Source organism: Streptomyces sp. TSRI0107 (genome assembly GCF_001905845.1).
Taxonomy (GTDB): domain Bacteria; phylum Actinomycetota; class Actinomycetes; order Streptomycetales; family Streptomycetaceae; genus Streptomyces.
Map to the genome: position 1 here is coordinate 126,725 of NZ_LIVZ01000011.1, position 16,237 is coordinate 142,961.

The following is a 16,237-nucleotide window of genomic DNA, read 5'->3' on the forward strand; positions in this document are numbered from 1 at the left end:
CAGGCCAGCGCCAAGGGACCGTTCGGCGGAAGCTACGAGACGGGCGTCACGCGCCGGCGTCGGCGACCGCCTCGTACGGCAGCAGCTCGGGCCGCTTCGCCGGGCGGCCGTCCCCCGAGGAGCGCCCGGTGAGCCGCCGTCCGATCCACGGCAGCAGATGCTGCCGGGTGAAGCGGACGTCGGCGACGCGGCGGCCGACCCAGCCGGGCGGTGCGGTGGGGGGCGGCGGGACGTGCCAGTCCGGGTCCTCGGGCTCGTAGCCGAGGGTCTGCCAGACGGCCTCGGCGACCCGGCGGTGGCCCTCGGCCGTCAGGTGCAGCCGGTCCACGTCCCACAGCCGGGGGTCGGCCAGGGAGGGCGCGCCGTACAGGTCGACGACGAGCGCGCCGTGCCGGGCGGCCAGCTCGTCGACGCAGGCGAACAGCTCCTCCATGCGCGGGCGGAACCGCTCCAGGACGGGCCCCTGGCGGCCGGGGCTGCGCATCAAGACCAGCTGTCGGCAGGCCGGCGCCAGCCGCTCCACGGCCTCCTCCAGCAGCCCCCGCACCCGGCCCATGTCGCACTTGGGACGCAGGGTGTCGTTGAGGCCGCCGACCAGGGTGATGACGTCGGCGCCCATCGCGGCGGCCACGTCCACCTGCTCGGCGACGATCTGCCCGATCAGCTTGCCGCGCACGGCGAGGTTGGCGTACCGGAAGCCGGGCGTACGGGCGGCCATCCGCGCCGCGAGCACATCGGCCCAGCCCCGGTAGGAACCGTCGGGCAGCAGATCCGACATGCCCTCGGTGAAGGAATCACCGACGGCGACCAGGCTGGCGTGCGTGGGAGAGGCATTCTTCTGCATGACGCCACAGATGGTATCCCGAAGCACATACCCGCCGGTCGGTCCCCCCGGATCGGCCGCCCGTCACGCCCGCTGCCCGAACAGCTCCCGCAGCACGTCCTCCATCGTCACCAGCCCGGCCAGCCGGCCGTCGGAGCCCAGGACGGCCGCCAGGTGGGTCCGGCTGCCGCGCATGGCGGTGAGGACGTCGTCGAGGGGGGTCGTCTCGCGGACGCGGGCGATGCGGCGCATGTCGCGCAGCCGGAACGGCACGTCGCGCGAGGCGGCGTCCAGGGCGTCCTTCACATGCAGGTAGCCGACGATCCGGCGTCCCTCGTCCACCACGGGGAAGCGGGAGAAGCCGGACTCGGCGGAGAGGCGCTCCAGTTCCTCGGGGGTGACGCCCACGCGCGCGTAGACCACGCGTTCCAGCGGCAGGACGACGTCGCGCACGGGGCGGCGCCCCAGCTCCAGGGCGTCGCGCAGCCGCTCCTGCGCCCGGTCGTCGATGAGGCCGGCCGCGCCGGAGTCCTTGACCAGCCGGGCCAGCTCGGCGTCGGAGAAGGTCGCCGTCACCTCGTCCCGGGTCTCGATGCGCAGCATCTTCAGCAGCGCGTTCGCGAAGGCGTTGACCGTGAAGATCACCGGCCGCAGCGTCCGCGACAGCGTGACCAGCGGCGGCCCGAGCAGCAGCGCGCTGCGCACCGGCTCCGCGAGCGCGATGTTCTTCGGCACCATCTCGCCGAGCAGCATGTGCAGATACGTCGCCAGGGTCAGCGCGATCACGAAGGACACCGCGTGTCCGGCCCCGCTCGGCACGCCCATCGCGTGGAAGACGGGTTCCAGCAGATGCGCGATCGCCGGCTCGGCGACCACACCGAGCACCAGCGTGCACAGGGTGATCCCGAGCTGCGCGGCCGCCATCAGCGCGGACACGTGCCGCAGCCCCCACAGCACGACCTTGGCGCGCCGGTCGCCCTGTTCGGCGTACGGCTCGATCTGCGAGCGGCGCACCGAGATCAGCGCGAACTCGGCGCCGACGAAGAACGCGTTGACGACGAGCGTCGCCAGACCGATCAGCAGCTGTACGGCGGTCATGTCCGGGCTCCCTGGTCGTCGAGCGGCGCGTGCAGCAGCACCCGGGCGGCCCTGCGCCCGGAGGCGTCCACGACCTCCAGCCGCCAGCCGGCGACCTCCAGCGTGTCGCCCACGGCGGGAATGCGGCCCAGCTCGGTGGCGACCAGCCCGGCCAGCGTCTCGTACGGCCCCTCCGGCGTCCGCAGGCCCACGCGCACCAGCTGGTCCGTGCGGGCGGCCCCGTCGGCCGAGTACAGCGCGTGGCCGTCCTCGTCGGTCCCGGCGGGGGCGAGGTCCGGGGTCTCGTGCGGGTCGTGCTCGTCCCGCACCTCGCCGACGACCTCCTCGACGATGTCCTCCAGGGTGGCGACGCCCGCCGTACCGCCGTACTCGTCGATGACCACGGCCATCGTCCGCCGCCCCGACAGCCGGTCCAGCAGCCGGTCCACGGTCAGCGTCGTCGGCACCAGCAGCGGCTCGCGCATCAGCTCGGAGACGGGCACGCGGGGCCGCCGCGCGGCGGGGACGGCGAGGATGTCCTTGACGTGCGCGGTGCCCACGACGGAGTCGAGGCTGCCGCGGAAGACCGGGAACCGGGACAGACCGGTCGCCCGGGTCACGTTGGCCACGTCCTCGCAGGTCGCCTGGGCGTCGAGGGCGATGACCTGGACGCGGGGTGTCATCACGTTCTCCGCGGTGAGGTCGGCCAGGTTCAGGGTCCGCACGAACAGCTCGGCGGTGTCCGGCTCCAGCGCGCCCTCGCGGGCGGAGTGCCGGGCGAGCGCGGCCAGCTCCTGCGGACCGCGCGCGGAGGCCAGTTCCTCGGCGGGCTCGATACCGAAGCGGCGCACCACGCGGTTGGCGGTGCTGTTGAGGTGGGTGATGAACGGCCGGAACAGCGCGCTGAACCAGCGCTGCGCGTTGCCCACCCGTTTGGCGACGGCCAGCGGGGAGGAGATCGCCCAGTTCTTCGGCACCAGCTCGCCCACGACCATCAGGAACACCGTCGACAGCGCCGTACCGATCACCAGGGCGATCGAGGAGGCCGCGGACGCGGACACGCCGAGGGCGCGCAGCGGGCCCGCGATCAGCCGGGCGATCGACGGCTCGGCGAGCATGCCGACCACCAGGTTGGTGACGGTGATGCCGAGCTGCGCGCCGGAGAGCTGGAACGTCAGGTTGCGGACGGCTTTCAGGGCGCCGGCCGCGCCGCGCTCGCCGCGCTCGACGGCGCTCTCCAGTTCGCCGCGCTCGACCGTGGTCAGCGAGAACTCCGCGGCGACGAAGGCGCCGCAGATCAGTGACAGCACGACGGCCACCAGCAGGAGGAGCACTTCGATCATCGGTTCACCTCCGTCCCATGGTCGGGCAGGGCCGGAAGGATCGCGCGGTGTCGGGCACTGGGAGGCTCGCCCATGGGCGGACGTTCACACCTTTCCTCGGAGGTTCGGCCCCGGCGGGATCCGGTGGGGATCCGGCGGTGTACGAGGACCGAGTAACCCTCCAAGGGTAAAGGGTGGGCAAAATGGGTGGGCGGTCGCTCAGTCCCCGCTCAGCGGCTTCGTCCAGCGCCGCCACTGCTCCTCGGGCCCGTACCCCGCCGCCCGCCAGGCGTGGTGCGCGGTCTCGTTGCGGGTCAGCACCATCGCGTCCCCGCGGCGCCCCCCGAGCCGCACGAACCGCTCCTCCGCCGCGGCGAGCAGCGCCGAGCCGATGCCCTGCCGGCGCCGCTCGGGGTGCACCGCCAGCCGGTACAGATGACACCGCCATCCGTCGAACCCGGCGATCACCGTGCCGACCAGCTCACCGGCCCGCTCGGCCAGCAGCAGCGCCTCCGGGTCCCGGGCGACCAGCCGCTCCACCCCCTGCCGGTCGTCGCTGATGCTGGTGCCCTCGGCGGCGGTCTTCCAGAAGCCGAGGACGGTGTCGAGATCGTCGGGCGTCGCGGCCCGAATCCGCAGGTCGGTCATGCCGTGATCCCACCACGGTCCGGCGGGCGGCACGGCGGATTCCAGGATGCGGACGCTCAGCGGCCGCGCAGCGCCGCCATCACCGGGGCGAACGCCTCCATGGACGGCTCCAGGACCGTCAGATACGAGAACCCGTACCGCTCGCGCCGCTCCAGCGCCTGCTCCACGATGTGCTCCACGCTCCCCGCCAGCACGACGGGCAGCTCCAGCGCCTGCTCGGCGCTCAGATGCGGCACGTACGGCAGGAAGGGCTTCAGCGCCGCCTCCCGGTCCTCGGTGACGGCGACCAGCTGGATCAGCAGGTTCAGCTCGGCGGGCTCCTTCCGGCCCCCGGCGAGCCGCCGGTACAGGCCCACCCGCTCGTCCAGCTCGTCCGCCGTGACCGGCAGCAGCTCCCCGGACGTGCTCCCGGGCACCGCGCGCGCCCCGGTGAACGCCGCGATGTCCGCGTGCCGCGCGGCCAGCCGCAGCATCCGGTCGCCGCCCGCCCCGATCAGCAGCGGCACGCGGGGCCGCTGCACCGGCCGCGGCTGGTGCTCCTCCGAACCGAGCAGCCGGTCCAGCTCCTCGACCGTGCGCCGAAGATGGTCCACCCGCTCGCCGGGCGAGCCCCACGGCAGCCCGGCCGTCTCGTGCTCCGCGCGGACATAGCCGGTGCCGAGACCCAGTTCGAGGCGGCCGCCGGTCAGCGCGTCCGTCGTGGCCACCTCACGGGCGAGCAGCGCCGGGTTCCAGAACCCCGCGTTGAGCACGAACGTGCCCACACGCGGCCGCTCGGTCGCCTCGGCCGCCGCGACCAGGGCGGGGAAGGGCGCGGGCATCCCCAGATGGTCCGGGACGAGCAGCACGTCGTAGCCCAGTTCCTCGGCCCGGCGGCACTTGGCCCGCCACTCGGCGGCGGGCGCCGCGGTCAGCAGATTGACACCGAAACGGAACGGGCGCGGCATGAACTCTCCTCGGTGGACGACGACTTGAGTGCACGGGCCACGATGCCATCACTCGTGCGCGATGGCCGCCAGTACGTTCATACGTGAGGCACGCAACGCCGGCAGCAGCGCCGCCACGACCCCCACCACCGCCGAGCCGATCACGACGGCGACGATCGTGCCCCAGGGGATCGCCAGCGCGGTCATGCCCTGCAACGCCAGCACCTGCTGCATGCACAGGCCCCACACCAGCCCCAGCGCGAGCCCGAGAACGGCCCCGAACACCGCGATCACCACCGACTCCAGCCGGATCATCCGGCGCAGCTGCCGCCGCCCCAGCCCGATCGCGCGCAGCAGCCCGATCTCCCGCGTCCGCTCCACCACCGACAGCGCGAGCGTGTTGACCACGCCGAGCACCGCGATGACGATCGCGAGCCCGAGCAGGGCGTAGACGAGGTACAGCAGCACGGCGATCTGGTCCCGGACCAGCTGCTTGTAGTCCGCCACGTCCCGCACCTGGACCTGCGGATACGGCTCCAGGGTCCGCTCCAGCGCCGCCCGCAGCTCGCCGGCGTCGGTGCCCGCGGCGGCGTTCACGTAGACCGCGGAGTCCTGGCCGCCCGGCGCGTACCGCCCGGCCGTGCCCATCCCGAAGTACATCCCGCCCGTGGTGCCGAACCCCTCGGCGGCGTCCTGGTCGGTCAGCGCCCGCACCGTCAGCCCGGTCGTCCGCCCGCCCTGGAACTCGGCCGGCAGCACACTGCCGATCCGCACCCCGTGGTCGCGCGCGAAGTCCACGTCCATGGCGATCCCGCCGTCGGCGAGCGCGGCCGCGGTGCCGCCCCGCGCATAGGTGATGTTGGCGACCTCGTCGAGCCCCGGATCGAAGGCCGCGGCGGTCGTCTCCACCCGGTCGCCGTCCGGCAGCCGCACCGCCAGCGGGGTCAGCTTGGAGCGCACCACCAGCCCGACGCCCTCGGTGCCGCGCACCGCGTCGGTGATCTCCCGGGGGAAGGGCGAGAAGTTGGTGTTCTGCACGACGAAGTCGGCGCCCAGCGTCCTGTCGATCTGCCCGTCGAACGACTCGGTCATGGAGGCGCTGGCCACCGAGATCCCGCCGACCAGCGCCAGACCCACCATCAGGGCCGCCGCCGTGGCCCCCGTCCGGCGCGGATTGCGCAGGGCGTTGCGCTGGCTCATCCGCCCCACCGGGCCGAACAGCGCCGGGAAGGCCGCGCCGAGCACCCGGATCACCGGCCGCACCAGCAGCGGACCGGCGATCACGGTCGCGATCAGGGTCAGGACCACCCCGAGACCCAGCAGCGAGGCCGCCGACCCGGTCTCGGACGACACCACGCACCCCGCGAGCGCCGCCGCCCCGGCCGCGCCGACGACCGCGCCGACCACCGCCCGCGTCCGCAGCGGCCGCCCCACCCCGGCGACCTCCGCGTCCGACAGGGCCGCCATCGGCGACACGGCCGCCGCCCGCCGGGCCGGCAGGTAGGCCGCGACGAAGGTGACGCCGAGGCCGACGACGTACGCCGTCACCGGGGTCACCCAGCCGATCACCATCTCGGTGGCCTTGATGTTCATGCCGAGCAGGCCCATCAGCTCGATCAGCCCGGCGGCCAGGGCGATGCCCGTGACCAGCCCCAGGGTGGCGCCGACCAGCCCGAGCAGCAGCGCCTCGGTCAGCACCGAGCGGCGCACCTGCCGCCGGTCGGCGCCGAGCGCGCGCAGCAGCCCCAGTTCGCGGGTGCGCTGGGCGATGAGCATGGAGAACGTGTTGACGATCAGGAACACGCCGACGAGCACGGCGATCCCCGCGAAGCCGACCATCACCCACTTGATGACGTCCAGGAAGCCGCCCAGCTGCTCCACGTCGGACTTGGCCTGTTCGGCGGCGGTCCGGTAGTCGTAGCGGTCGGCGCCCAGCGCGGCGGCCACCCGCCCCTTCAGCGTCGAGTCGGCGACCCCCTCCGCCGCGTCGACCGTGATGCTGGTGGCGGCGCCCGGACGGCCCAGCAGCCTGGTCTGGGCGGTCGGCGTGTCGACGAACAGCAGGGCGGCGCCCGGGTTGGTGGTGGTGAACGTGACGATGCCGACGACCTCCACCTTGAACGAGCCCGGCGGCGCGATCACGGTCAGGGTGTCGCCGATGGAGACGCCGGCGCGGTCGGCGGTCTCCGAGTCGAGCAGCGCCTCGGCGGGCCCGCGCGGGGCGTGCCCGGAGGTGAGCTCCACGGGGCTGCGGTCGGTCGGGTTCCAGGCGGTGCCGATGGTGGGGGCGCCGGTCGTGGGACTCACCGACTTGTTCGCGGCGTCGACGACCGTCAGGTTGTGGACCTCCACCTCCGCGCGCGCCGCGGCCACCCCGTCGATCCGCGCGGCCCGGTCCGCGAGCGCGGCGGGCAGGGAGGCCGTCGCACCGGAGGGCACCGTCTCGTTGAGGGTCTCCCTGGGGCTGACGGTGACGTCGGCCGCGGTGGAGGCGAACAGCCGGTCGAATGTGCGGCCGACGGTGTCCGAGAAGATCAGGCTGCCCACGACGAACGCCACGGACAGGACCACGGCGAGCGCCGAGAGCAGCAGCCGGCCCTTGTGCGCGAGGAAGCTTCTGAGCGTCGCCTTGAGCACGGGTCAGCCCTCGCGGGGAGCCCGGCCGGGGTCGGGAGCCCGGTCGGCCGGGCCGCGGGTGACGTCGAAGCGCTTCATCCGCTCCAGCACGCTCTGCGCCGTCGGCCGCGCCATCTCGTCGACGATGCGGCCGTCCGCGAGGAACAGCACCAGATCGGAGTGGGCGGCGGCGCCAGGGTCGTGGGTGACCATGACGACGGTCTGCCCGAGGTCGTCGACGGCCTCCCGCAGGAACCCCAGCACCTCCAGCCCCGCCCGCGAGTCCAGGTTCCCGGTCGGCTCGTCCGCGAAGATCAGCTCCGGGCGCGCGGCGAGCGCCCGCGCACAGGCGACGCGCTGCTGCTGCCCGCCCGACAGCTGCGACGGCCGGTGCCTCAGCCGGTCCCGCAGGCCGAGCGTGTCGATGACCTGGTCCAGCCAGCGGGGGTCCGGTGCGCGGCCCGCGATGTCCATGGGCAGGGTGATGTTCTCCAGCGCGTCGAGCGTCGGGATCAGGTTGAACGACTGGAACATGAACCCGATCCGGTCCCGGCGCAACCGGGTCAGCTCCCGCTCCTTCAGCCCGGTGATCTCGGTGTCGCCGAGCCACACCTGCCCGGCGGAGACCGTGTCGAGCCCGGCCAGGCAGTGCATCAACGTGGACTTGCCGGAGCCCGACGGCCCCATGACGGCCGTGAAGCGGCCGCGTACGACGTCCACGTCCACCGAGTCCAGGGCGAGCACCGTCGTCTCGCCCGAGCCGTACGCCTTGGTCAGCCCGCGGGCGCGGGCCGCGACCCCGTCGGTGGACGCGAGACCGGGGGCGTGCTCCGCGGCTGGTGTGGACACGACTGCCTCCTGGCTCGGTCTCCGAGCTCGGACGAACGCGGTTCCCCGTGCCGGCCGAGCGCACTTCCTCGTCCCGGCCGAGCGTAATGTGATCCGGCCCACACCTGGTATCCGCCAAGTGCGCCCTTGCCGGTGCTAGCGGCTCGGCGCTAGCGTCGAGGTATGGCGAAGACCCAGCTGAACGTGCGGGTGGACGAGGACACGGCCCGGGCCGCCCGCGAGCGCGCCCTGGCCCGCGGGATGAGCGTGAACCGCTACATCGAGGAACTGGTCCGGCAGGACGCCGGCGAGGTGGGCCACACCTTCGTGGAGGCCGCCGCCGACTTCATGCAGCAGTACGAGAAGGTGTTCGCCGAGGAGTTCGGCGAGGGCGGTCGCTGACCCTTGAGCGACCTGCGCATCGACCTCGCCTGGCTGCTGATGCTCGCCGAGCGGCAGACCCCCGGGGACCCCCAGGTCACCGACTGGGGCGCCCTCGTCGCCGCCGTCGCCCGGCACCAGGCCGAGATATTCGACGTCCCCGTCTACGACACCCCGCACGCCCGCGCCGCCGCGCTGCTCCAGCAGCTGATCCACATCCCGGCCCTGGAGCGCTCGAACGCCCTGTTCGCGTCCGCGGTCGCCTACGCCTACCTGATCGCCAGCGGCTTCAAGGTCGTCACCTCACCCGAACAGGTCCGCGACCTGGCCCGGCTGGTGAAGAACGGCGACGCGTCGGTCCACGAGATCGCCCGCGAACTGCGCCAGTGGTGCCGGTAGGCAACCGGGCCGGACCTACGCCGTCGGCCGCCAGGCCGTGCCCAGGACGCAGTACGAGGCGGGCAGCACCGGGCCCCGCTCCGGCATGAGCAGCTGCCGGTACGGGCCCAGTTCGAACCCGGCGTCGCGCAGCGCGGCGACCGGGGCCCGGCCCAGGTGGCAGCCGCCGTTCAGCCGCGGCCACACCGTACGGTCCAGGGCGCGCTGCGAGAGCCGCATCGCCGGGCCGCCGCCCCGGCCGTGCTCGAAGAACCGCACCTGGCCGCCCGGCCTGAGCACCCGGCGCACCTCGCCCAGCGCCCGCGGCACGTCCCGCACACTGCACAGCACCAGCGACAGCACCACCGCGTCGAAGCCCTCGCTCTTCACCGGCAGCGCCTCCGCCGCCCCCGGCACCACGTCCACCGGCGTCTCGGCGCGCAGCGCGGCCTCCACGGCCAACTGCCGCAGCAGCCGCTCCGGTTCGATCGCGACGACCTCCGCGACCGTCCCCGGATAGTGCGCGAAGTTCAGGCCGTTGCCCGCCCCGACCTCCAGCACTCGTCCCGACAGCCCCGCGAGCAGCCGCTCGCGCACCTGCGCCATGCCCATCCGGGTCTCGGCGGACACGCTGATCCGGGCGTAGTAGCGGGCGAACAGCGGATGGTGCACGGCATCCCGCGCGACCTTGCCGGCACCGGCGAACCGCAGGGCCATGGAGACCTCCTTAGGCGGACAGCTCCTCCCGGGATTCTCCCCCGCCCGGCCCGTCATGCACCCTCACCGGAACAGAGAGGCCGGGATCGCCGAGGCGGGGGCCCTGCGGCCGGTGGCGGGGCGAGACCTCATCCGCCACCGGCGCAAGCGGAGCCCTACCGTCCCGCCGCCGCCCGTACCCGGAACGCCTCCGCGTCCCAGGTGCCGTCCAGGCGGGGGGCCAGCCAGCTCGGGGCCGTCGTGCGGAAGTCGGTGGGGGCGAGGGCGCCGGCGCCTTCGGGAACGGCGCCGAGCAGGGGGGCGTCGGAGACGTCCGTGAGGTCCGCGACGTTGCAGCGGGAGGCGAGGTCCGGCTCGGCGGGCCAGCTGCCGATGACCACGCCGGTCAGCTCGACTCCGCGACGGCGCAGTTCACGGGCCGTCAGCTCGGTCGTGTTCAGCGTGCCCAGGCCCGCCGAGGCCACCACCAGTACCGGCGCCCCCAGCAGTTCCGCCGCGTCGGCCAGCGTGCCGCCCGCCGGGTCGAAGCGGACCAGCAGCCCGCCCGCGCCCTCCACCAGCACCAGATCGTGCTCGGTGGCCAGCTTGGCGGCCGCCTCGGCGATGTCCCGCGGGTGCACCGGCGCCCGCCCGGCCCGCCGCGCCGCCGTCCCCGGAGCCAGCGGCTCGGGATAGCGGGCCAGCTCGCCGGCCGTGACCGCGCCGGCGAGCCGCGCCACCTCGTCGGCGTCCCCGCGCTCGTCCGGCCGTACGCCGGTCTGCGCGGCCTTCAGCACGGCCACCGACCGCCCGGCCGCGACGGCCGCCGCGGCGACGGCGGCCGTCGTGACGGTCTTGCCGACCTCCGTGCCTGTTCCAGTGATCACCAGGATCGGCATGTCATCCCTCCCGTGCGGCGGCGCACACCGCGCGCGCGATGCGCGCCACGTCCGCGTCGCCCGTGACGTACGGCGGCATGGTGTAGATCAGATCCCGGAACGGCCGCAGCCACACGCCCTCGCGGACGGCCGCCGCCGTGGCCGCCGCCATGTCGACCGGATGGTCGAGCTGGACGACCCCGATGGCGCCGAGGACCCGCACGTCCCGCACGCCCGGCAGTTCCGCGGCCGGGGCGAGCCCGTCCCGCAGCCCCGCCTCGATCCGCTTGACCTCGGCGAGCCAGTCCTGGCCGAGCAGCAGTTCGATCGACGCGCAGGCCACCGCCGCGGCCAGCGGGTTGCCCATGAAGGTCGGACCGTGCGCGAGCACGGGCACCTCGCCCCGGGAGATCCCGTCGGCGACCCGCGCCGTGCACAGCGTCGCCGCCATCGTCAGATAGCCGCCGGTCAGCGCCTTGCCCACGCACATCACGTCCGGCGTCACCGCCGCGTGCTCCGCCGCGAACAGCGCGCCGGTACGGCCGAACCCGGTGGCGATCTCGTCGAACACCAGCAGCACGTCGTGCGCGTCGCACGCCTCGCGCAGCACCCGCAGATACGCGGGGGAGTGGAACCGCATCCCGCCCGCGCCCTGCACCACCGGCTCCACGATCACCGCGGCCAGCTCGTGCGCGTGCTCGGCGATCAGCGCGCGCAGCCGGTCCGCGTACGACTCCTCGTACTCCGTGGGCGGCGGGTCCGCGAACACCTGGCGGGGCAGGATCCCGGTCCACAGCTCGTGCATGCCGCCGTCGGGGTCGCACACCGCCATCGGCTGCCAGGTGTCCCCGTGGTAGCCGCCCCGCCAGGTCATCATGCGGTGCTTCCCGGGACGGCCGAGAGAACGCCAGTACTGCAGGCACATCTTGATCGCGACCTCGACCGACACGGAGCCCGAGTCGGCGAGGAACACATGCTCCAGGCCGTCCGGCGACATGTCGACAAGGTGCTTCGCCAGCCGGACGGCGGGCTCGTGGGTGAGCCCGCCGAACATCACATGGCTCATCCGCGCCAGCTGCTCACGCGCCGCCTCGTTCAGCACGGGGTGGTTGTAGCCGTGGATCGCCGACCACCAGGACGACATGCCGTCGACCAGCTCGTCGGAACCACCCGCGAGCTTCAGCCGCACCCCGCTCGCCGACTCCACGACGAGCGGTTCCTGCCGGCCCGGCATCGGGCCGTACGGGTGCCAGACATGCCGTCGGTCGAGGTCGAGCAGCTCCGGCGCGGTCAGCTCACGCATTGGGCGCGAGGTCCGTTCCGGCACCCCGGCGGCGCACCGCGACCAGATCGGTGCGCGGCTCGTTGGCCGGCACCTCGGGGGCCGTACCGGCCGTACCGGCCGTACCGCACACCCCGCCGCCCTCGTGCGACCCGCACCCGGCACCTTCGTGCGAACCGCACCCGCTGCCCTCGTGCGAACCGCACCCGGCGCCCGCGTGCGAGCCGCAGCCGCCTCCGGCCGCCGCCCGGTGCTCCGGCAGCGTCACCTCGCCGGCGCCCTCCACCTCGAACCCGGCGTCCGCGATCATCTCCAGGTCGGCCTTGCCGGCCTGGCCCTCACTGGTGAGGTAGTCGCCCAGGAAGATCGAGTTGGCCAGGTTCAGCGCGAGGGGCTGCATGCTGCGCAGGTGCACCTCGCGGCCGCCCGCGATCCGCACCTCGACGTCGGGGCAGACGAACCGGACCATGGCGAGGATCCGCAGGCAGCGCTGCGGGGTGAGGTTCCACTCCTTGGCCAGCGGGGTGCCCTCGAACGGGATCAGGAAGTTCACCGGTACCGAGTCCGGGTCGAGTTCGCGCAGCGAGTAGACGACGTCGACCAGGTCCTCGTCGCTCTCGCCCATGCCCGCGATGAGACCGGAGCACGCCGACAGACCCGCCGCGTGGGCCTTCTGCACGGTGTCGACACGGTCGGCGTAGGTGTGCGTGGTGGTGATGTCCCCGTAGGTGCCCTCGGAGGTGTTGAGGTTGTGGTTGTAGGCGTCGGCACCCGCCTCGCGCAGCCGCTCGGCCTGGCCGTCGGAGAGCAGGCCCAGGCAGGCGCACACCTCGACGCCCTCGTTCTGGTCCTTGATGGCCTTGATGGTCTCGGAGACCCGGTCCACGTCCCGGTCCGTCGGCCCGCGCCCGCTGGCCACCAGGCAGACCCGCTTGGCACCCCCGGCCAGGCCCGCGGCGGCGGCCTGGGAGGCCTCGTCGGGCTTGAGCCAGGTGTACTTCAGGATGTCGGCCTTGGAGCCGAGCCGCTGGGAGCAGTAGGAGCAGTCCTCCGGACACAGCCCGGACTTCAGGTTGACGAGATAGTTCAGTTTCACCCGTCGGCCGAACCAGTGACGGCGTACCTTTCCGGCCGCGGCCACCACGTCGAGCAGTTCGTCGTCGGAGGTCGCGAGGACGGCCAGCGCCTCCTCGCGGGTCGGCAGCTCGCGCCGAAGCCCCTTGTCCACCAGCGTGTTCAGCAGGTCCATGAAAGCCGATCCTGTCCTACGGAGGTGCTCCGGGCCAAGGAGAGTTCGGACAAGAGCGCCACTTCGCCGTGTGTGGATTGCCACATCCTGGCCGACGGGCCAGGCCGCTAGTGTCTGTGCACTGCCTACAAAATCCCCGGAGGACCCATGGCGTTCGGCTGGATCGACGACCAGGCGGAGCTGCGCCGCCGGGCCGGGCTGGTACGGACGCTGCGGCCCCGGCCCGCCGACTCGCCGCTGCTGGACCTCGCGAGCAACGACTACCTGGGCCTCGCCCGGCATCCGGAGGTCACCGAGGGCGCCGCCCGCGCGGCGCGCGTCTGGGGCGGCGGCTCGACCGGCTCCCGGTTGGTCACCGGCACCACCGAACTGCACCACGAACTCGAACGCGAGCTGGCCGACTTCTGCGGCTTCGAGGCGGCCCTGGTCTTCTCCTCCGGCTACGCGGCCAACCTCGCCGCGGTCACCGCGCTCGCCCCGCACGGCTCGCTGGTCGTGTCCGACGCGGGCAACCACGCGTCCCTGATCGACGGCTGCCGGCTGGCCCGGGGCACCACCCAGGTGGTGGCGCACGCCGAGCCGGACGCGGTGCGCAAGGCGCTCCGGACGCACGACGGACCCGCCGTGGCGGTCTCCGACACGGTCTTCTCGGTGGACGGCGACGCGGCTCCGCTGGCGGAGCTGGCGGCGGCGTGCCGGGAGCACGGGGCGGGCCTGGTGGTCGACGACGCGCACGGCCTCGGCGTGCTCGGATCGGGCGGCCGCGGCGCCCCGCACGCGGCGGGCCTCGCGGGCGCCGACGACGTGGTCGTGACGGTCACGCTGTCGAAGTCGCTGGGCAGCCAGGGCGGCGCGGTGCTCGGCCCGGCCCGGGTCATCGACCACCTGGTCAACGCGGCCCGGACGTTCATCTTCGACACGGGCCTCGCCCCCGCGGCCGCGGGCGCCGCCCTGGCGGCCCTGCGGCTCCTGCGCCGCGAGCCGGAGCGGGCGGAGCGGGCGCGCGCGGTGGCGGGCGAGCTGCACGCCCGGCTGACGGCGGCCGGCCACGCGGCGGTCCGTCCGGACGCGGCGGTCGTCTCGGTGCGCGCGCCGTCCCCGGAGAGCGCCGTGCGCTGGGCGGCCGACTGCCGGGCCGCCGGGCTCGCGGTGGGCTGCTTCCGCCCTCCGTCCGTGCCCGACGGTGTGTCCCGGCTGCGGCTGACCGCCCGGGCGGACCTCTCCGGGGACCAGATCGAACGCGCTGTACGGGTCATCGGCGAAACGCGGCCGTAAGTCGGCGTCCACGGCCGTGCGTCGCACCTGGCGGACGGTGGGTCAGACGGCGGCCGTGAAGAACGCCCAGCTCTCGGGGGAGAAGAGCAGCGCGGGCCCGGCCGGGTCCTTGGAGTCGCGCACGGCGAGCAGCCCGGCGCCGGCGCCCGAGCGGGGCCTGGCCGTCTCCACGCAGTTGTTGGCTCCCGTGCTGTAGCTGCTGCGCAGCCAGCGCACGTCGTGCAGATCGGTGCCGGAAGGTACGTTCCGAGGCAGTGCGGTCATGGATGCCTCCCTACGCGCCGTCACTTATCACGGCGATGTAGTCCAACGATTCCTCGGGTGACAGGGCATTCCTGCGAAGAGCGTCGAAGGCCTCGGTGTAGGCCTCAACATCTTCTTTCCTTTCCAGATAGAGGCTACTCGTCAAGTGGTCGAGAACAACAACATCCAGATCAGAAGTGTTCGAAAATGAGAAAACAACGAAAGGGCCGGTGACTCCGATGTGGGCCCCGGCTGAGAACGGCAGTACCTGAAGCCGCACTTGGGGCAGCCGCGCCGCCTCCAGCAGCCGGTGCAGCTGCCGCCGCATCACGTCCGGACCGCCGACCTCGCGCCGCAGCACGGCCTCGTCCAGCACCGCGCACAGCCTCAGCGGCGGCTGCGAGCGCAGCACGTCCTGCCGGGCCAGCCGTACCTCCACCAGCGCGTCCAGCCCGTCCTCGTCGAGCCCCTCCACGGCCGCCCGGGTCACCGCGCGGGCGTAGTCGGGGGTCTGGAGCAGGCCGGGGACCACCGAGGTCTCCAGGGTGCGCATCGCGCTCGCCTGGGACTCCAGGCTGATGAAGTCCCGGTACGTGGGCGGCAGCACCCCGCGGTAGGCGTGCCACCAGTGGTCCCGGCCCTGCACGCCGCCCGACCCGGCCAGGGCCAGCAGCAGCTCGCGCAGCCGGGGGTCCCGCACCCCGTAGGCGTCGAGCAGTATCCGCACATCGGCCGGTTTCACCCCGCTCGCGCCGGTCTCGATCCGGCTCACCTTGGACTGGTGCCAGCCCACCAGCCGGGCCGCCTCGCCACTGGTGAGCCCCGCGTTCGTGCGCAGCGCACGCAGTTCGGCGCCCAGTTTCCGGCGGCGCACCGCGGGACCGTGCTGCATGGGCTCCTCCTTACTCCAACCGAGCCGTCCGAGCACGGTTTCCCGTCGCAGAGTTCACCGCTTCGAGCGACAGATATATGCATATCTTGGTGGATCGCCACCTGGATCGGTGCACTGGTGGCAGTCTGGCGGCGAAGCACCAGTCCGGGACCGTACTCGAACCATCCGCCTTCGTGTCGGTCCGCGGTCCCCTGGGAAAGGGACGACATCGCCATGGCAGACCATCTGGAAGCATCCGTCACTCTGCCGAGCGATCCCGCATCGGTCTCCGCGGCCCGCGTCTTCGTGGTCGGCACCCTGGCGGAGTGGGGTCTGCCGTCGGACACGGAGGTGGCCGACACCGTCCGGCTGATCGTCTCCGAGCTCGCCACCAACGCCGTACAGCACACCTTCGGGCAGTCACCCACCTTCACGGTGGACGTGGAGCTCGAACGTGACGAACATCTGCGGATCGGCGTGACCGACAGTCACCCGCGCTTCCCGAAGCGGCTGCCGGCCGCCGTGCAGCAGGACAACGGGCGGGGCATGGTGATCATCCGCTGGCTGACCGCGGAGTGCGGCGGCCGGCTGAGAGTCCGTCCCACCCGGGAGGGCGGCAAGACCGTCGCCATCGAACTGCCGTGGACGGTCCCGTCCCGGCCGGTGCCGGTCGCGGGGCAGCCGGAGCCCTGACCCCGGAAAGCGGCCGGGCCCGCACGCGCGTACGCGGTCGGACCCGGCTCG

Annotated in this window: 17 protein-coding genes; 4 read left to right on the forward strand and 13 right to left on the reverse strand. The window is 73.4% G+C overall.

What is annotated here, in order from left to right; genetic code table 11:
- Positions 1 to 46 precede the first annotated feature (46 nt).
- The 7 genes from AMK31_RS28190 to AMK31_RS28220 form a co-directional block, all read right to left on the reverse strand.
- Positions 47 to 844: an SGNH/GDSL hydrolase family protein gene (locus AMK31_RS28190; RefSeq protein WP_073943489.1), complete on the reverse strand. Its 798-nt coding sequence runs from the start codon at positions 842 to 844 to the stop codon at positions 47 to 49.
- A 63-nt stretch (positions 845 to 907) separates the two neighbouring features.
- Positions 908 to 1,921: a hemolysin family protein gene (locus tag AMK31_RS28195; RefSeq protein WP_073943490.1), complete on the reverse strand. Its 1,014-nt coding sequence runs from the start codon at positions 1,919 to 1,921 to the stop codon at positions 908 to 910.
- Complete coding sequence (locus tag AMK31_RS28200; protein ID WP_073943491.1) at positions 1,918 to 3,243, reverse strand: hemolysin family protein; 1,326 nt, start codon at positions 3,241 to 3,243, stop codon at positions 1,918 to 1,920. The genes AMK31_RS28195 and AMK31_RS28200 overlap by 4 nt, the downstream gene beginning before the upstream one ends.
- A gap of 198 nt (positions 3,244 to 3,441) precedes the next feature.
- The gene (locus tag AMK31_RS28205) at positions 3,442 to 3,870 is read right to left on the reverse strand and encodes a GNAT family N-acetyltransferase (protein WP_073943667.1); all 429 of its coding nucleotides are present in this window, start codon (positions 3,868 to 3,870) and stop codon (positions 3,442 to 3,444) included.
- Positions 3,871 to 3,926: 56 nt separating this feature from the next.
- Complete coding sequence (locus AMK31_RS28210; protein WP_073943492.1) at positions 3,927 to 4,817, reverse strand: LLM class F420-dependent oxidoreductase; 891 nt, start codon at positions 4,815 to 4,817, stop codon at positions 3,927 to 3,929.
- A 48-nt stretch (positions 4,818 to 4,865) separates the two neighbouring features.
- Positions 4,866 to 7,433 (reverse strand): ABC transporter permease, encoded by a 2,568-nt coding sequence (locus tag AMK31_RS28215; RefSeq protein ID WP_073943493.1) that lies wholly within the window; start codon positions 7,431 to 7,433, stop codon positions 4,866 to 4,868.
- 3 nt (positions 7,434 to 7,436) lie between these two features.
- The gene (locus AMK31_RS28220) at positions 7,437 to 8,261 is read right to left on the reverse strand and encodes an ABC transporter ATP-binding protein (protein ID WP_073943494.1); all 825 of its coding nucleotides are present in this window, start codon (positions 8,259 to 8,261) and stop codon (positions 7,437 to 7,439) included.
- A gap of 162 nt (positions 8,262 to 8,423) precedes the next feature.
- Between AMK31_RS28220 and AMK31_RS28225 the strand changes: the two genes are divergently transcribed.
- On the forward strand, positions 8,424 to 8,642 hold the full coding sequence (locus tag AMK31_RS28225) for an antitoxin (protein WP_073943495.1): 219 nt from the start codon (positions 8,424 to 8,426) through the stop codon (positions 8,640 to 8,642).
- A gap of 3 nt (positions 8,643 to 8,645) precedes the next feature.
- Complete coding sequence (locus AMK31_RS28230; RefSeq protein ID WP_073943496.1) at positions 8,646 to 9,020, forward strand: fic family toxin-antitoxin system, toxin component; 375 nt, start codon at positions 8,646 to 8,648, stop codon at positions 9,018 to 9,020.
- Positions 9,021 to 9,035: 15 nt separating this feature from the next.
- On the opposite strand, the gene AMK31_RS28235 is transcribed toward AMK31_RS28230, so the two are convergent.
- The 4 genes from AMK31_RS28235 to bioB all read right to left on the reverse strand — a co-directional run bounded on the left by AMK31_RS28235 (position 9,036) and on the right by bioB (position 13,104).
- Positions 9,036 to 9,716: a class I SAM-dependent methyltransferase gene (locus AMK31_RS28235; protein ID WP_073943497.1), complete on the reverse strand. Its 681-nt coding sequence runs from the start codon at positions 9,714 to 9,716 to the stop codon at positions 9,036 to 9,038.
- A 155-nt stretch (positions 9,717 to 9,871) separates the two neighbouring features.
- Positions 9,872 to 10,594 (reverse strand): dethiobiotin synthase, encoded by a 723-nt coding sequence (bioD, locus tag AMK31_RS28240; RefSeq protein WP_073943498.1) that lies wholly within the window; start codon positions 10,592 to 10,594, stop codon positions 9,872 to 9,874.
- Between the two features lies 1 nt (position 10,595).
- Positions 10,596 to 11,876, reverse strand: a complete 1,281-nt coding sequence (locus AMK31_RS28245) for an adenosylmethionine--8-amino-7-oxononanoate transaminase (protein ID WP_073943499.1) — start codon at positions 11,874 to 11,876, stop codon at positions 10,596 to 10,598.
- Positions 11,869 to 13,104: a biotin synthase BioB gene (bioB, locus tag AMK31_RS28250; protein ID WP_073943500.1), complete on the reverse strand. Its 1,236-nt coding sequence runs from the start codon at positions 13,102 to 13,104 to the stop codon at positions 11,869 to 11,871. Before bioB ends, AMK31_RS28245 begins: the two co-directional genes overlap by 8 nt.
- Before the next feature lie 147 nt (positions 13,105 to 13,251).
- Between bioB and AMK31_RS28255 the strand changes: the two genes are divergently transcribed.
- Positions 13,252 to 14,379 carry an 8-amino-7-oxononanoate synthase gene (locus AMK31_RS28255; RefSeq protein WP_073943501.1) on the forward strand — a complete coding sequence of 376 codons (1,128 nt, stop codon included), beginning with the start codon at positions 13,252 to 13,254 and terminating at the stop codon, positions 14,377 to 14,379.
- 42 nt (positions 14,380 to 14,421) lie between these two features.
- On the opposite strand, the gene AMK31_RS28260 is transcribed toward AMK31_RS28255, so the two are convergent.
- Entirely contained in the window at positions 14,422 to 14,643 is a 222-nt protein-coding gene (locus tag AMK31_RS28260; RefSeq protein WP_073943502.1) for a DUF397 domain-containing protein, read from the reverse strand.
- Positions 14,644 to 14,653: 10 nt separating this feature from the next.
- On the reverse strand, positions 14,654 to 15,514 hold the full coding sequence (locus tag AMK31_RS28265) for a helix-turn-helix domain-containing protein (RefSeq protein ID WP_073943503.1): 861 nt from the start codon (positions 15,512 to 15,514) through the stop codon (positions 14,654 to 14,656).
- A 213-nt stretch (positions 15,515 to 15,727) separates the two neighbouring features.
- Between AMK31_RS28265 and AMK31_RS28270 the strand changes: the two genes are divergently transcribed.
- Complete coding sequence (locus AMK31_RS28270; RefSeq protein ID WP_073943504.1) at positions 15,728 to 16,186, forward strand: ATP-binding protein; 459 nt, start codon at positions 15,728 to 15,730, stop codon at positions 16,184 to 16,186.
- Positions 16,187 to 16,237 lie beyond the last annotated feature (51 nt).

What these genes read in the sequence shown, in the direction of transcription:
- AMK31_RS28200 (WP_073943491.1), bottom strand. Translation starts at nt 3,243, where the DNA reads ATGATCGAAGTGCTCCTCCTGCTGGTGGCCGTCGTGCTGTCACTGATC.
- bioB (WP_073943500.1), bottom strand. Translation starts at nt 13,104, where the DNA reads ATGGACCTGCTGAACACGCTGGTGGACAAGGGGCTTCGGCGCGAGCTG.
- AMK31_RS28190 (WP_073943489.1), bottom strand. Translation starts at nt 844, where the DNA reads ATGCAGAAGAATGCCTCTCCCACGCACGCCAGCCTGGTCGCCGTCGGT.
- bioD (WP_073943498.1), bottom strand. Translation starts at nt 10,594, where the DNA reads ATGCCGATCCTGGTGATCACTGGAACAGGCACGGAGGTCGGCAAGACC.
- AMK31_RS28245 (WP_073943499.1), bottom strand. Translation starts at nt 11,876, where the DNA reads ATGCGTGAGCTGACCGCGCCGGAGCTGCTCGACCTCGACCGACGGCAT.
- AMK31_RS28195 (WP_073943490.1), bottom strand. Translation starts at nt 1,921, where the DNA reads ATGACCGCCGTACAGCTGCTGATCGGTCTGGCGACGCTCGTCGTCAAC.
- AMK31_RS28225 (WP_073943495.1), top strand. Translation starts at nt 8,424, where the DNA reads ATGGCGAAGACCCAGCTGAACGTGCGGGTGGACGAGGACACGGCCCGG.
- AMK31_RS28210 (WP_073943492.1), bottom strand. Translation starts at nt 4,817, where the DNA reads ATGCCGCGCCCGTTCCGTTTCGGTGTCAATCTGCTGACCGCGGCGCCC.
- AMK31_RS28270 (WP_073943504.1), top strand. Translation starts at nt 15,728, where the DNA reads ATGGCAGACCATCTGGAAGCATCCGTCACTCTGCCGAGCGATCCCGCA.
- AMK31_RS28260 (WP_073943502.1), bottom strand. Translation starts at nt 14,643, where the DNA reads ATGACCGCACTGCCTCGGAACGTACCTTCCGGCACCGATCTGCACGAC.
- AMK31_RS28265 (WP_073943503.1), bottom strand. Translation starts at nt 15,514, where the DNA reads ATGCAGCACGGTCCCGCGGTGCGCCGCCGGAAACTGGGCGCCGAACTG.
- AMK31_RS28205 (WP_073943667.1), bottom strand. Translation starts at nt 3,870, where the DNA reads ATGACCGACCTGCGGATTCGGGCCGCGACGCCCGACGATCTCGACACC.
- AMK31_RS28255 (WP_073943501.1), top strand. Translation starts at nt 13,252, where the DNA reads ATGGCGTTCGGCTGGATCGACGACCAGGCGGAGCTGCGCCGCCGGGCC.
- AMK31_RS28235 (WP_073943497.1), bottom strand. Translation starts at nt 9,716, where the DNA reads ATGGCCCTGCGGTTCGCCGGTGCCGGCAAGGTCGCGCGGGATGCCGTG.